We start from the raw sequence: 14879 nt of genomic DNA, 5'->3' as shown, positions 1-14879 counted from the left end.
CGCGACGTGCCGCCCCGCGCGGGCCAGCCGGGGCAGGTCCGGCTCGTCCTCCAGCTCCGGGTACGGCAACGGCGACCCGGCGTCGCGGATCGCGAGCACCCCGGCGTCCCGGTCGACACGGGCCAACGCCCGGGCGTGGTCGAGGGAGGCGATCGGGGTGCCGCCCCGGGCGATGCCGATGTGGCAGTGGGCGTCGACCAGCCCGGGGAGGACGAACCCCCGGTCCACCACGGTCTCCGCGCCGGGTTGCGGTTCGAAGGTGACCCGGTCGCCGACCAGCCAGACGTCCCGTACCTCGTCGTCGGGGAGAAGCACACCACGCACATGCAGAGCCATGTGCCAGGTCTACCCGATCACTGTCCGTCGCGCCCCAGGAGCCCGGCCCGTCGGGCCGTCAACGCGGGCCCTTGTCTCCCTTGCCCAGCTTGTTGAAGTCGATCTTCGGGAGCTTGAACCCGGGCGGCAGCCCCTGGCCGGTCAGGTCGTTCGGGTTCATCCCCGGCGGAAGCTGCGGCATACCGCCCGGGAACCCGCCGGGCAGCCCGCCCTGCGCCCCGGCACGGGGCCGGTTGCCACCCTTGGTGCCCTTGCGCTTGTTCTTCGGCGACTTGGTGGCCTTGCGCCGCCCACCGCCGGGCAGGCCCATCATGCCGCCCATCTGCTTCATCATCTTCTGCGCGTCGGCGAAGCGGTTGAGCAGCTGGTTGACGTCCATCACGGTGACCCCGGAACCGCCCGCGATCCGGGCCCGCCGGGAACCGTTGATGATCTTGGGGTTGCTCCGCTCGGCCGGGGTCATCGACCTGATGATCGCTGTCACCCGGTCGAAGTGCTTGTCGTCGACCTCGGCGAGCTGGTCCTTCATCTGCCCCATGCCGGGCATCATGGCCAGTACGTTGGCGATCGGCCCCATCCGCCGGACCGCGATGAGCTGATCGAGGAAGTCGTCCAGGGTGAACTGCTCCCCACCCATCAGCTTGGCGGTCATCTTCTCCTTCTGATCGGTGTCGAAGGCCGCCTCGGCCTGCTCGATCAGAGTGAGGACGTCGCCCATGCCGAGGATCCGGCTGGCCATCCGGTCGGGGTGGAAGACGTCGAAGTCCTCCGGCTTCTCGCCGGTGGAGGCGAAGAGGATGGGCTGACCGGTGACCTCCCGGACCGACAGCGCCGCACCACCACGGGCGTCACCGTCCAACTTCGACAGGACCACACCGGTGATGCCCACGCCGTCGCGGAACGCCTCGGCGGTACGCACCGCGTCCTGGCCGACCATCGCGTCGATGACGAAGATGACCTCGTCGGGGCTGACGGCGTCCCGGATCTCCGCCGCCTGCTGCATCATCTCGGCGTCGATACCGAGCCGACCGGCGGTGTCGACGATGACGATGTCCCGGGCGGCCCGACGGGCGTGCTCGATGGAGGAACGGGCCACCTGGACGGGGTCGCCGGTGCCGTTGCCGGGCTCCGGGGCGTACACCTCGACACCGGCACGGGCACCGAGCACCTGGAGCTGCCCGACGGCGTTGGGGCGCTGGAGGTCGGCGGCGACCAGCAGCGGCTGGTGCCCCTGGCCCTTGAGCCACCGGGCCAGCTTGCCGGCGAGGGTGGTCTTACCGGAACCCTGGAGACCGGCCAGCATGATCACCGTGGGTGGCTGCTTGGCGAACTGGAGCCGACGGCTCTCGCCGCCGAGGACCGCCACCAGCTCCTCGTTGACGATCTTGACGATCTGCTGGGCGGGGTTGAGGGCCTGGGAGACCTCCACGCCGCGCGCCCGCTCCTTGACCCGCGCGATGAACCCCTTGACCACCGGCAGGGCGACGTCGGCCTCCAGCAGCGCCATCCGGATCTCGCGCGCGGTGGCGTCGATGTCGGCGTCGGTGAGCCGGCCCTTGCTCCGGAGCTTGGTGAAGATCCCGGACAGGCGGTCACTCAAGGTGTCAAACACACGAACATCCCGTTTGTCAGTGTTCCGGCGGGCACATCGGCTGGCAGTCCAGCCACCGTTAGGGTAGCCCGCCGTGCGTACTCGCGCCCCGGCCCGCCCGGACCATCAGACGCCCGGCGGGTCGGACGGCCACCCGGACGGCCGCCGCCACCCGACGCCCGGCAGGTCCGGCGGCCACCCGGACGGCCGCCGCCATCAGACGCCCGACAGGTCCGGCGACCAGCCGGACGGCCGGCACCACCCGGCCGCCGGCAGCGCAGGCGGTCACACGGCGGCCAGCACCGCTGCGGCCAGCCGATCCCGTTCGGCCTCGTCGGGTCCGGTACCGACCAGGTAGAACACGTCCACCACGTCGGCACCGAGGGTGGAGATCCGAGCCGCCCGGACCTGGGCTCCGGCCTCGTCCAGCGCGGAGGTCACCCGGTAGAGCAGACCGGCGGCGTCGGCGGCCCGCAGCTCCAGCAGCACCGCGTCGGTGGCCGCCTCCCGATGCCACACCACCCGGGGTTCGCCGCCCGAGCCCCGGGCGGCCAGGGCCCGACCACGCAGCCGCTGGATCACCGACACGTCGCCGTCGACGGCCCGACGCAGGTCGGCACCGAGCGCGATCGGATCCGGAGCGAGCCCGTACCGGGGTTGGACCCGGAACTCGACCAGAGCCCGGCCGTCGACGGTGGAGACGTCAGCGGCGAGCACCTCCAGTCGGTGCAGGGCCAGGCAACCGGCCACCGTCGCGAGCAGCCCCCGCCGGTGCGCCGCAGCGACAGACACCCGGTCCTCGCCGAGGTGGACCACCGGCAACGGCCCCGCCACCAGCGCCGGATCCGGGTCCGGGGGCGCGGGGAGCGCACCTGTGGCCAGGGCGGTACGGACCCGGGCGACCAGTTCGCCGACCAGCCGTCCCTTCCAGTGCGACCAGGCGGCCGGTCCGGTGGCGGCGGCGTCGGCGCGGACCAACGCGTACAGCAGCTCCAGGGTGGTCGCGTCGCCGACCTGCTCGGCCACCCCGGCGATGGTCAACGGGTCGGAGAGGTCCCGCCGGGTCGCCACGTCCGGCAGCAGCAGGTGCAGCCGGACCAGGGTCCCGATCAGCGCCGACTCGGCGGGGGGCAGCCCCATCCGGGCGGCGATCCGCTCGGCGAGCGGAGCCCCCACCACACTGTGGTCACCTGTCAGCCCCTTGCCGACGTCGTGCAGGAACGCCCCGAGCAGCAACAGGTCGGGGCGGTCCACCTCACGGGTGTGCCGACCGGCCTCGTACGCCGACTGGACCAGGTGCCGGTCCAGGGTGAACCGGTGGACCGGGTTGTGCTGGGGCAGGCTGCGCAGCCGGGTCCACTCGGGCAACCACCGGTCGACCAACCCGTACCTGTCGCAGCTCTCCCAGGCCGAGACCAGGCCGGGACCGGCGCCGAGGAGGGTGAGCAGGGCGGACCGGGCCTCGGTGGGCCACGGGGTGGGCAGCGCAGGGCAGTACGCGGCGAGCCACTCGCAGGTGGCCCGCGCGATCGGCAGTCGGGTGGTCGCCGCAGCGGCGGCCACCCGCAGCGACAGGCTCGGGTCGGGGCGGGCGCCGATCGCGGTCCGGGCGAGGACCAGTTCGCCGTCGTGCTCGACCACGTCGCGGGCCACCGGGCGGCGCACCGGGCGGCCGAATCCCCCGCGCCGACGGCCGGAGCGGAGCCGGTCCGCAGCCCGCCAGGCGTCGTCGAGGGCGTGGCTGACGGTCCTGGCGTCCCCGGCGACCCGCCGGAGCACCGCGTCGCCGTCGTGCCCGACAGTCGCCGAGGGTGGGCCGTCGTGCCCGACAGTCGCCGAGGGTGGGGTGGGGGGTTGACGGAGTCCGAGGAGGGCGGCGACGCCGTCGCGCTCCTGGGCGAGCAGCCTGTCGACCCGTCGACCGACCTGGTGGTGCAGGGCGTCGCGGGTGTCGAGCAGTCGGCTGTGCGCGGCGTGCACCGCCGGGCGGAGCGCGTCGGTGACCCCGGCGACGGCGATGGCCCGCAGCAGGCCGACGTCCCGTAGTCCACCGGCGGCCTCCTTCAGGTCGCCTTCGAGGAGGAACGCCAGTTCGCCGTGGGCCCGCCAGCGGGCCTCGGTGATCTCCCGCAGGGCGGGCAGGTGACGCAGGGCGGTCCGCCGCCAGTGGTCGACGGCGGTCCGGGTCAGGGAGTCGACCAGGTCCCGGTCACCGGCGACGTACCGGGCGTCGAGCAGGGCGAGGGCGACCTTGACGTCGTCCTGGGCCACCGAGAGGGCCTCGGAGACGGTCCGCACCGAGTGGTCCAGGCGCACCCCGGCGTCCCAGATCGGGTACCACAGGGACGCTGCCAGCTCGTCCACCGCCGGCACCCCGGAGTGCAGCAGCACCAGGTCGAGGTCGCCGTAGGGGGCGAGCTGCCCCCGCCCCAGGCCGCCGACGGCGACCAGGGCGACCCCGGGGCGTCGCGGCAGCAGCCCGGCGAGCCACCTGTCGTACGCCGCCGCCCGCGCCGCCCGGGGTCGGGCCCCGATTCCCCCGGGCACGCCGACGGCCTCGTTGACCAGGAGTTCGGTCTCCGTGGCATCGGGGCCGCCGGAGGGTTCCTTCCTGATCAACGAGGCCATTCGCGTGTTCCCTACAGGGCGTCGAGGCCGCGTTCGCCGGTACGCACCCGGACGACCTCCTCGACCCCGGTGACCCAGACCTTGCCGTCGCCGATCTTGCCGGTCCGGGCGGCCGCGACGATGGCGTCCACGATCTTGTCGACGTCGATCTCGTCGGTCAGCACCTCCACCCGGATCTTGGGCAGGAACTCGACCGTGTACTCGGCACCCCGGTAGACCTCGGTGTGCCCCTTCTGCCGACCGTAGCCCTGGACCTCGCTGACGGTGAGACCGGCCACGCCCAGAGCGTGCAGCGCCTCCTTCACCGCGTCCAGTTGGTACGGCTTGATGACCGCGGTCACCAGCTTCATGTCCAAGCCCTCCATCCCAGGAACGTTAACCGCCGACCTTCTCGCTCACCGGCTCGGTCGGCTCGGTCGACTCGGTCGGTTCGGTAGTGGGCTTCGACTTCGGCGCGGCCGAAGGGGTGATGCCCGCGGCGGCGAACGCACCGCCACCACCGGTGGTGCCGAACTCGTACGCGCTCTCGGCGTGCTCGGCGTTGTCGATGCCCTCGACCTCGGCCTCGGGGCTGACCCGGAACCCGATGGTCTTCTCGATCACGAGGCCGATGACGTACGCGACCACGAACGAGTAGGCCATCACGGCGACCACACCGAGGGCCTGCAGACCCAGCAGGGTGATGCCACCGCCGTAGAGCAGTCCGGCGTTGCCCTCACCGGCCAGCACCTCGACGGCCAGGAAGCCGATGAGCAGCGAACCGATGACGCCGCCGACCATGTGCACGGCCACCACGTCGAGCGAGTCGTCGTACTTGAACCTGTACTTGAGTCCCACGCAGAGCGCGCAGACCGCACCGGCGATCAGGCCGAGGGCGATCGCACCCAGCGGCTCCAGGAAGGCACAGGCCGGGGTGATACCGACCAGGCCGGCGATGGCACCGGAGGCGGCACCGAGGGTGGTCGGCTTGCCGTCGCGGAACCACTCGACGACGATCCAGCCGAGCACTGCGGCGGCGGTCGCCACCTGGGTGTTGATCAGCGAGACGGCGGCGGCACCGTCGGCCGCACCGGCCGAACCGGCGTTGAATCCGAACCAGCCGAACCAGAGCAGCGCCGCACCCAGCAGCACCATCGGTAGGTTGTGCGGCTTGAACTTGTCCTTCGGCCAGCCGACACGGCGACCGAGCACCAGCGCCAGGGCGAGTGCGGCGGCACCGGCGTTGATGTGCACTGCGGTGCCACCGGCGAAGTCGAGCACGCCCAACTCGCCGATCCAGCCACCGCCCCAGACCCAGTGCGCGACCGGGAAGTAGACCAGGGTGGCCCAGAGGCCGGCGAAGAGCAGCCACGGGCCGAACTTGGCCCGGTCGGCGATCGCGCCGCTGATCAGCGCGACGGTGATCACGGCGAACATCAGTTGGAAGCCGGCGAACAGCAGGTCGGGAATGCCGCCCTCGGTGCCGCTCTCCAGCATGCCCCGCAGACCGGCGGCCTTGAGATCACCGGTGATCCCGCCGATGTCGCCACTGAAGGCGATGCTGTAGCCGTAGAACACCCACAACAGGCTGACCACGCCGATCGCGCCGAAGCTCATCATCATCATGTTGAGCACCGACGTGGAACGCGTCATGCCGCCGTAGAACAGCGCCAGGCCGGGGGTCATGAGCAACACCAGCGCGGCGGAAGTCAAAATCCAGGCGGTGGCACCAGAATCTAGCTCGGGCACGCTGCCTCCTCTCGGTAGTTTCCCTCCCTCCCGGCATCGCGCAGCATCGCCCGTCGCCGGTTGGCCGGAACTCTGTCCGTCTGCTGTTTCACGGAACGTCCCCGGTCGATTTCCGAACCGTGACGACTTGTTTCCAGCGTGTGAAGAACGCCGTCCCGTCGGCGGGACGGCGGAGGCCGGTGGGCCGGTCGGTTGAGGCCGGGGTCGACCCGGCTGACCAGCGGATCGGCGATACGGCTGACGCTTCGCACCGAGGCGACAGCCCACCGTGACCGCCCGATGCCCTCGACCGACGGCACGACACCCCCGACCGACGAGCCGGACCGGAGCGGCGAGACCGGGCCAAGCCGGACGAGACCGGACCGGGCCAGGGCGAGGACGGACCGGGCACCCGAACGGCCGAGACCGGCCCCGCTCGGGCGCGGCCGGTCTCGGTGGGGTGGGCTCGGGAGCCCGGCCTGCTCAGCGCAGGGCGTGCTCCAGGGCGTGCCGCTCGTAGTCGAGCAGCCGCAGGTCCCGCATCGGGCGACGCAGCGAACCCTTGCGCACGATCCGGACGAAGGCGGGCTCACCGGCGGCGGCCATCCGGCGGATGCCCTCCACGTGGTCCACGATCCGCTTGCGGATCGTGCGGATGAGGCGGTGGCGGTCCCGGGGGATCAGTCCGTACGCGTCGGCGAAGAGCCGCAGTCGACGGGGGCGGTCCGGGCGTTTCCAGCCCAGCGTGATGGAGTCCCGGTCGGAGAAGATCGGCACCCAGGTCCACGCCGCGTACGCCACGTCGTAGATCCGGGCCCCCGGCGAGGCGAGGTCGAAGTCGATCAGCCCGAGGGTCCCGTCCGGCCGCCAGATGACGTTGTGCGGAGCGGCGTCGTGGTGACAGATCACCTCGGTGTCCGGCGGGGGCGGGCCGAACGAGCGCCACACCGCGCCGGGCGGCGGGACGAAACCGTACTGGGCGTCGTGGAACATCCGCAGCATGGTCGCCACGGTGACCAGGGCCTCGTCGGTGACCCAGTGGGAGGCGAGCGGGTACTCCCCGCACTCCCCCTCCAGGTACGACAGGACCTCCCGGTTGCGTTCGTCCATGCCGAGGGCCCGGGGTGCGCCGGTGAAGCCGACGTACTCCAGGTGGCGGAGCAGCCCGTGCACCGCCGGGGTCCACGGGCCGGCGTTGCGGCGCACAGTGTCGCCGACCCGGACCACGGTGCTGACGTTCCCGCCGTGCAGCGGGATCTCCTGCGAAGTCACGTACGGTCTCCCGAGGCCCGGCGCCGCGTGACGGGGATCCCGCCAGCCGGCGTAGGTGCGATCGTCGGTGGTCACCGAGGTTACGCGTCCCGGGCCAACGGCTCGGTGCCGAGGAGGGCGTCGACGAACTGTGCCGGGTCGAACGGCGCGAGGTCGTCCGGCCCCTCGCCGAGTCCGACCAGCTTGACGGGGATGCCGAGCTTGCGTTGCACGGCGATCACGATCCCGCCCTTGGCGGTGCCGTCGAGCTTGGTGAGCACCACCCCGGTGACGTTCACCACCTCGGTGAAGACCCGGGCCTGCTCCAGGCCGTTCTGCCCGGTGGTGGCGTCCAGGATCAGCAGGGTCTCGTCGATCGGGCCGTGCTTCTCCACCACCCGCTTGACCTTGCCCAGCTCGTCCATCAGGCCGATCTTGTTCTGCAACCGGCCGGCGGTGTCGATCAGCACCGTGTCGGTGTCCGCCTCGATGCCCCGGCGGACCGCGTCGAAGGCGACGCTGGCCGGGTCGGCCCCCTCCGGTCCGCGTACCGTCTCGGCGCCCACCCGGCCGCCCCAGGTCTCCAGCTGGTCGGCGGCGGCGGCCCGGAAGGTGTCGGCCGCCCCGAGGGTGACCGAGCGTCCGTCGGCGACCAGGACCCGGGCGATCTTGCCGCAGGTGGTGGTCTTGCCTGCGCCGTTGACCCCGACGACGAGCAGCACCGCCGGGACGCCCTCCTTGCCGGTGGTGCGCAACGACCGGTCCAGGTCCGGGTCGAGGGCGTTGACGAGTTCGGCGGCGAGCAGGGCCCGCAGCTCGGTGGCCGAACGGGTGCCGAGGACCCGGGTCCGCTCCCGCAGCCGGTCGACGATCTCCCGGGTGGCGTCGATGCCGACGTCGGCGGTGATCAGGCTGTCCTCGATCTCCTCCCAGGCGTCCTCGTCCAGGTGGTCCCGGCTGAGCAGGCCGAGCAGCCCCCGACCGAAGGCGTTCTGGGAGCGGGACAGCCGGGAACGCAGCCGGATCAACCGGCCGGCGGTCGGCTCGGGCACCTCCAGGGTGGGGGGCGGGGCCTCCAGCACCGGCGGGGGCTCCACCAGGACCCCGGTGGACAGGTCGCCCTCGGGCGCCTCGACCGGTGGTGCGGTCGGTTCCTGCACGCGGGTGTCGACCTGCGGCTGCGGAGGCTCCTGCCGACGCCGCAGCCGAGGCACCACCAGACCGATGCCGCCGAGGACCAGCACACCGAGCAGTGCGAGGGCGATGAGGACGTATTCCGTCATACCGAAATCCTGTCAGATGTCGGCGCGGTCGTCGCACCGACCGCACCCGGCGCGCGGACCACCGGCGGTTCGCCACCTGAACCACAGGGTGGCGGAGCCCTCCCACAGGTAGAAAGATGAGAGATCGTTTCCCTCCCGAGGAGTCCGCATGCCCGAGTCCCGCCTCCTCATCGGTCCGTTGCTCCGACGGGTCGTCGGCACGCGGGCGACCGTCTGGGTGGAGACCGACGCTCCCGCAGTGGTCACCGTCCGCACCCCCGGTGCGGCGGGCGGCACCGCCACCACCTTCAGCGCGTACGACCACCACTACGCGCTGGTGGTGGTGGAGGGACTGACCCCGGACAGCGTCACCCCGTACGAGGTCCTCGTCGACGACGAGCTGGTCTGGCCGACGCCTGACGACCCGTACCCGGCCAGCGTGATCCGGACCCGGGCGACCGACGACCGGGAGCAGCCGGTCCGGCTGACCTTCGGCTCGTGCCGGGAGACGACCCAGCACGCGACCACCCGTCGACTCCCCCCGGACGCCCTCGACGCGTACGCCCGGCGGTCGATCGCTTCGGGTGACCCGTCCGACCTGCCCGACCTGCTGGTGCTCCTCGGCGACCAGGTGTACGCCGACAACACCTCGCCGACAGTCAAGCGGCTGCTCAAGCGGCGTCGACGTCGCCCCGAGGACGCCCCCGTCGACCAGGTGGTGAGCTTCGACGAGTACACCAAGCTCTACCTGGAGTCGTGGCGTGATCCGGAGATCCGTTGGCTGCTCTCCACCACCCCCTCGGTGATGATCTTCGACGACCACGAGATCATCGACGACTGGAACACCTCCGCCTCCTGGCGGGCGGACATGCGGCAGGAGCCCTGGTGGGCGGAGCGGATCGGCAGCGGGCTCGCCTCGTACTGGGTCTACCAGCACCTGGGGAACCTGTCACCGGACGAGATCGCCGCCGACCCGGTCTACACCGACGTGGTCGCCGCCGGGGACGCCACCGAGGTGCTGCGGGAGTTCGGCAGCCGGGTCGACACCGAGTCCGACGTGGCGCACGATCCCGAGCGCTGGCGGGCCGTGCAGTACCCGTGGAGCTACGCGCTCGACCTGGGCCGGACCCGGCTGGTCATGCTCGACACCCGGTGCAGCCGGGTCGTCCAGCCGGGCAACCGGGCGATGCTCCCCGGCGGCGAGTGGTCGTGGTTCGTCGACCAGGCCCACGGCGACTACGACCACCTGGTGGTGGGCTCCTCGCTGCCGTGGCTGCTGCCGCCGGGCATCCACCACGTCGAGGCCTGGAACGAGCGGCTGGCCGACTCGGCGCGACCCTGGGTGGCCGGGCTGGGCGAGAAGCTGCGCCGGGCCCTGGACCTGGAGCACTGGGCGGCGTTCCATCGTTCGTTCACCGCGTTGGGCGAGGTCTTCGCCCGGCTCGGCAGTGGCCGCCGCAACGAGCCGGGCGACCGGGTGGGGGCCGGTCCGGCGTACCCGGCACCCGCCTCGATCAGCGTGCTCGGCGGTGACGTGCACCACTCGTACGTGGCGCGGGCCAGCTTCGCCGACCCGGCCGTCCGGACCCCGGTGCACCAGCTCACCTGCTCGCCCATCCACAACCAGGTGCCGGCCGGGATGCGCCCGTTGATGCGGCTGGGTTGGGCGGCCGGACCGGCGTCGGCCACCCGCGCCCTGGCCCGCTCCGCCGGGGTACGCCGCCCGAACGTGCGCTGGCGCAAGCTGGCCGGCCCGTACTTCGGCAACGCGGTGGCGACCCTGACGCACCGGGGCCGGGCCGCCGAGGTGACGATCGAGGGCACCTCCAGCGACGGGCACCTGCGCCCGGTGGCCCACCACCGGCTCACCGGCTGAACGACAGCGAAGAGGCCCCGGTCGTCGCCGCCGGTGGCACCGGTCGACCGAGCACCACGGGGCGGGCGACGGCCGTACCCTGGCTCGGATGGACGAGGAGCTGCCGGAGCCGGTGCGGGCGGTCGAGCACGAGCTGACCGCGCTGCTGCGCCGGTCCCGGGCGATCTCCCTGGAGATCGCCCGGGAGGTGCACCCCGAGATCGAGCCGAACGCCTACGGTCTGCTGCTCTGGCTGCGGCGGTGCGGGTCGACCCGGCTCACCGAGCTGGCCACCCGCCTCGGGGTCGGCAAGGGGACGCTGAGTCGACAGATCCAGGCCCTGGAGGTGCTCGGTCTGGTCCGCCGGGACCCCGACCCGACGGATCGGCGTGCCTGGCAGCTCAGCCTGACCGAGGAGGGGCAGCGCCGCTTCGACGCCGCCCGGTCCTCCCGGTTGGACCAGATCTGGCGGGCCCTGGAGGACTGGCCCGCGCAGGATCTGGCGGACCTGGCCCGGCTGCTGAGCCGGTTCAACGACACCTGGGGGTGAACCGTCGTGCCGCCCGGGGGTGGTCGGACGATCGTGAGACTGATCTGCGTCACGTCAGGTTGTTGCTTCAGGCAACCAAGTCGTACGGTGGCTTCGGCACGCGATCACGAAACCCCTGCGGAGGCGAACCACGATGACCCAGGCGAGCGCCTCCGGCAGGACGACGACGGTCCCGATGACCCACCGGCAGATCCTGGAGGCGCTCTCCGGGCTCCTGCTGGGGATGTTCGTCGCCATCCTCTCCTCCACCGTCGTGACGAACGCCCTGCCCCGGATCATCACCGAACTGCACGGCGGGCAGTCCGCGTACACCTGGGTGGTCACCTCGGCCCTGCTGGCCACGACCGCGACCACCCCCATCTGGGGCAAGCTCGCCGACCTGACCAACAAGAAGATGCTCGTCCAGCTGGCCCTGCTGATCTACGTGCTCGGGTCGGTGCTGGCCGGGCTCTCCCAGAGCACCGGGCAGCTGATCGCCTGCCGGGTCCTCCAGGGCATCGGCGCCGGCGGGCTGACCGCGCTGGCCCAGGTGGTCATGGCCACGATGATCGCGCCCCGCGAGCGCGGCCGGTACAGCGGCTACCTGGGTGCGGTGATGGCGGTGGCCACCATCGGCGGCCCGCTGGTCGGCGGCCTGATCGTGGACACGTCGTGGCTCGGCTGGCGGTGGTGCTTCTACGTCGGGGTGCCCTTCGCCCTGGCCGCCCTGGTGGTCCTGCAACGAACCCTGCACCTGCCGGTGGTCCGCCGCCCCGTCCGCGTCGACTGGCTCGGCGCCACCCTGATCACCGCCGCCGTCTCCACACTGCTGATCTGGGTCACCTTCGCCGGTGACCGGTTCGCCTGGTTCTCCGTACCGACACTGGTCATGGTGCTCGGCGCCCTGCTGCTCGGCACCCTCGCTGTCGTCGTGGAGTTCCGGGCCGCCGAACCTGTCATCCCGCCCCGGCTGTTCCGCTCCCGGACCATCACCCTGGCCACCGTCGCCAGCATCGCTGTCGGTGTCGGCATGTTCGGCGTATCGATCTTCCTCGGCCAGTACTTCCAGATCAGTCGAGGGCAGTCCCCCACCGTCGCCGGCCTGATGACCCTGCCGTTGATCCTGGGACTGCTGGTCTCCTCCACCGTCGTCGGCCAGGTGATCAGCCGGACCGGTCGGTGGAAGCGCTACCTGGTCGCCGGCTCCGCGCTGCTCACGGTCGGCTTCGCCCTGATGGGTACGCTCCGCGCCGACACCAGCCTCGTGCTGCTCGGCGTCTACATGACGCTGATCGGGGTCGGACTCGGGCTGACGATGCAGAACCTGGTCCTCGTGGTGCAGAACGCCGTCGACCCACACGAACTCGGAGCGGCCAGCTCGCTCGTGGTCTTCTTCCGCACCCTCGGTGGCGCGATCGGCGTCTCCGCCCTCGGCGCGCTGCTGTCGCACCGGGTCGACGGCTACCTGACCGACGGACTCACCCGACTCGGCGCCCCGGCCGGCAGCACCGGTGACGGCGGGCTGCCCGACGTCCGCGCGCTTCCCGGGCCGATCCGGGCCGTCGTGGAGAGCGCGTACGGCCACGGCGCGGCCGACGTCTTCCTGACCGCCGCCCCCTTCGCCCTGATCGCCCTGATCGCCGTCTGCTTCCTCCGGGAGGAGCCGTTGCGCCTGCACAACGCGATGCCGAGCGAGCCCGATCCGAGCGAGCCCCAGCCGCGTCGCCTACCGGGCGGGGAACCGGTGGCCGCCCCGGCAGCGGTCACCGTCGGCCGCGCCAACGCCCCGACGGTGACCCCGACCAAGCTCCCGGCGCCCAGCGCGGGGGCACCACGATGAGCGCCGACGTGTCGGGCAGCGCCCCGGCCGGTGGGGTCGGTGCCGGAGGCGCTGCCCTCCCCGTCAGGTGGCGAGGGCGGCGCGGACGTACCGCAGCCCCTCCGTGCCGGTCCAGCGGTACGCGGACAGACCGGCGGCACGGGCCCCGCTGATCGCCCGGTCCTCGTCGTCGACCAGGAGCACCCGCGACGGCGTGGTCTTCAGGGCTTCGCAGGCGGCCTCGAAGTACTCCTTCGCCGGTTTGTTGAATCCGACCACCGAGGAGTTGACCACCACGTCCACCTCCCCGACCAGCCCGAGCGCCGCCAGGTCGGTGTCGAGCTGGTCGGTGGCGTTGGTGGCGAGCCCGACAGTGATCCCGGCGGCCCGGACCTCCCTGACGAAGTCCAGCACCTGGGAGTCCACCTCGCCCCGGTAGCGCTGCCACTGCTCGACCGCCGCCCGGGCCCGCTCCGGGCCGCCCGCCGACGGGGTGAGCGCGTCGGCCACGCTGGTCATCCACTCGGCGTGGCTGATCTGCCCGGTGAGCACCGGCTGGAGCCGCCCCCAGTGCATGGCGATCTCGGCGAGCACCCCGTCGGAGAGGCCGTACTCGCGTTCCACCCCGGCCGCGACCGCCGGGTCCCAGCGCCGCAGCACCCCGTCGAAGTCCAGCAGGAGTGCCGTCGCGCGTTCCCGAGCCACTAGTCGTTCTCCTTCTCGCGGCCGTGCCGCTTGTCGTCGCCCCCCGACCCGGACGTGTCGTCGTCACGGCCCCGAACGGGGCGCGCACCGACGGCGGCCGGAGCGGGTTGCGGTTGTTCCCCCTCGGCCCGGTTGAGCCGTTGGCTGATCACCTGGGTCACGCCGCTGCGCATCGTCACCCCGTAGAGCGCGTCGGCGACCTCCATGGTCCGCTTCTGGTGCGTGATGACGATGAGCTGACTCTTCTCCCGCAGCTGGGCCATCAGGGTGATCAGGCGACCCAGGTTGACGTCGTCGAGGGCCGCCTCGACCTCGTCCATGATGTAGAACGGGCTGGGCCGGGCCCGGAAGATCGCCACCAGCATGGCCACGGCGGTCAGCGACCGTTCCCCGCCGGAGAGCAGCGAGAGCCGCTTGATCTTCTTCCCCGGGGGGCGGGCCTCCACCTCCACGCCGGTGGTGAGCAGGTCGTCGGGTTCGGTGAGGATCAGCCGCCCCTCACCACCGGGGAACAGGACCGTGAAGACCTGCTCGAACTCCCGGGCGGTGTCGGCGAACGCGCTGGCGAAGACCTCCAGGATCCGTTCGTCGACGTCCTTGACCACTGTCAGCAGGTCCCTGCGGGTGGCCTTGAGATCCTCCAACTGCTCGGTGAGGAACTTGTAGCGCTCCTCCAGCGCGGCGAACTCCTCCAACGCCAGGGGGTTGACCTTGCCGAGCAGGGCAAGTTCCCGTTCCGCCTTGGCGGCCCGCTTCTCCTGCACGGGGCGCTCGTACCGGACCGGTTCGGGCACCGGCAGACCGTCCCGTTCGGCAGCCGTCACGTCGGCCTGGGTCGGCGGTACGGGCTGGTTCGGGCCGTACTCGCCGATCAGGGTCGGCACGTCCAGACCGAAGTCCTCGGCCGCCTTGACCTCCAACTGCTCGATCCGCATCCGCTGCTCGGCCCGGGCCACCTCGTCCCGGTGCACCTGGCTGGTCAGCCGGTCCAGCTCCGCGCCGAGCCGCTTCGCCGACCCGCGTACCTCGGAGAGTTCCGCCTCGCGGGCGGCCCGTTCGCGCGCCACGGCGTCGCGGTGTTCCTCGGCGCGCGAGGTGGAGACGGCGATCCGACCCAGTGCCTCGCGGGCGCCACCGGCTACCGCCTCGGCGATACCGGCATCCCGTGCCCGGGCCGCCCGGCGGGCCGCCGCCCG

General features: G+C 72.2%; 11 protein-coding genes and 2 pseudogenes. 3 read left to right on the top strand and 10 right to left on the bottom strand.

The annotated features are described in order from the left end of the window. From ABT336_RS23755 to ftsY, 8 genes and pseudogenes are all read right to left on the bottom strand, one after another. A pseudogene (locus tag ABT336_RS23755) lies at positions 1-336 on the bottom strand (amidohydrolase family protein); the annotation flags it as partial. A gap of 58 nt (positions 337-394) precedes the next feature. Beyond that, positions 395-1948, bottom strand: a complete 1554-nt coding sequence (gene ffh, locus ABT336_RS23750) for a signal recognition particle protein (protein ID WP_350899206.1) — start codon at positions 1946-1948, stop codon at positions 395-397. 58 nt (positions 1949-2006) lie between these two features. Beyond that, positions 2007-2216, bottom strand: coding sequence for a hypothetical protein (locus ABT336_RS23745; RefSeq protein ID WP_350899204.1), 210 nt, complete (start codon positions 2214-2216; stop codon positions 2007-2009). Then, entirely contained in the window at positions 2213-4555 is a 2343-nt protein-coding gene (locus ABT336_RS23740) for a [protein-PII] uridylyltransferase (RefSeq protein ID WP_350899202.1), read from the bottom strand. The genes ABT336_RS23745 and ABT336_RS23740 overlap by 4 nt, the downstream gene beginning before the upstream one ends. Before the next feature lie 11 nt (positions 4556-4566). Next, positions 4567-4905, bottom strand: a complete 339-nt coding sequence (locus ABT336_RS23735) for a P-II family nitrogen regulator (protein ID WP_350899208.1) — start codon at positions 4903-4905, stop codon at positions 4567-4569. Between the two features lie 25 nt (positions 4906-4930). Continuing rightward, positions 4931-6283: an ammonium transporter gene (locus ABT336_RS23730; protein WP_350899200.1), complete on the bottom strand. Its 1353-nt coding sequence runs from the start codon at positions 6281-6283 to the stop codon at positions 4931-4933. Positions 6284-6745: 462 nt separating this feature from the next. Beyond that, complete coding sequence (locus ABT336_RS23725) at positions 6746-7609, bottom strand: aminoglycoside phosphotransferase family protein (protein ID WP_350899198.1); 864 nt, start codon at positions 7607-7609, stop codon at positions 6746-6748. Positions 7610-7614: 5 nt separating this feature from the next. Beyond that, positions 7615-8796 (bottom strand): signal recognition particle-docking protein FtsY, encoded by a 1182-nt coding sequence (gene ftsY, locus ABT336_RS23720; RefSeq protein ID WP_350899196.1) that lies wholly within the window; start codon positions 8794-8796, stop codon positions 7615-7617. 148 nt (positions 8797-8944) lie between these two features. Here ftsY and ABT336_RS23715 point away from each other — a divergent pair, with 148 nt between their 5' ends. The 3 genes from ABT336_RS23715 to ABT336_RS23705 all read left to right on the top strand — a co-directional run bounded on the left by ABT336_RS23715 (position 8945) and on the right by ABT336_RS23705 (position 12999). Further along, positions 8945-10651 carry an alkaline phosphatase D family protein gene (locus ABT336_RS23715; protein ID WP_350899194.1) on the top strand — a complete coding sequence of 569 codons (1707 nt, stop codon included), beginning with the start codon at positions 8945-8947 and terminating at the stop codon, positions 10649-10651. Positions 10652-10739: 88 nt separating this feature from the next. After that, entirely contained in the window at positions 10740-11180 is a 441-nt protein-coding gene (locus tag ABT336_RS23710) for a MarR family winged helix-turn-helix transcriptional regulator (RefSeq protein ID WP_350899192.1), read from the top strand. 133 nt (positions 11181-11313) lie between these two features. Then, entirely contained in the window at positions 11314-12999 is a 1686-nt protein-coding gene (locus tag ABT336_RS23705; protein ID WP_350899190.1) for an MDR family MFS transporter, read from the top strand. A gap of 63 nt (positions 13000-13062) precedes the next feature. Here ABT336_RS23705 and ABT336_RS23700 read toward each other — a convergent pair whose 3' ends face one another. After that, positions 13063-13683, bottom strand: a complete 621-nt coding sequence (locus ABT336_RS23700; protein WP_350899188.1) for an HAD family hydrolase — start codon at positions 13681-13683, stop codon at positions 13063-13065. A gap of 125 nt (positions 13684-13808) precedes the next feature. Then, positions 13809-14879 (bottom strand): annotated as a pseudogene (locus ABT336_RS23695) (AAA family ATPase); the annotation flags it as partial.

This window comes from Micromonospora sp. NPDC000207, assembly GCF_040300925.1.
Classification (GTDB): domain Bacteria; phylum Actinomycetota; class Actinomycetes; order Mycobacteriales; family Micromonosporaceae; genus Micromonospora.
This window is presented reverse-complemented; position numbering and strand designations above follow the sequence as displayed.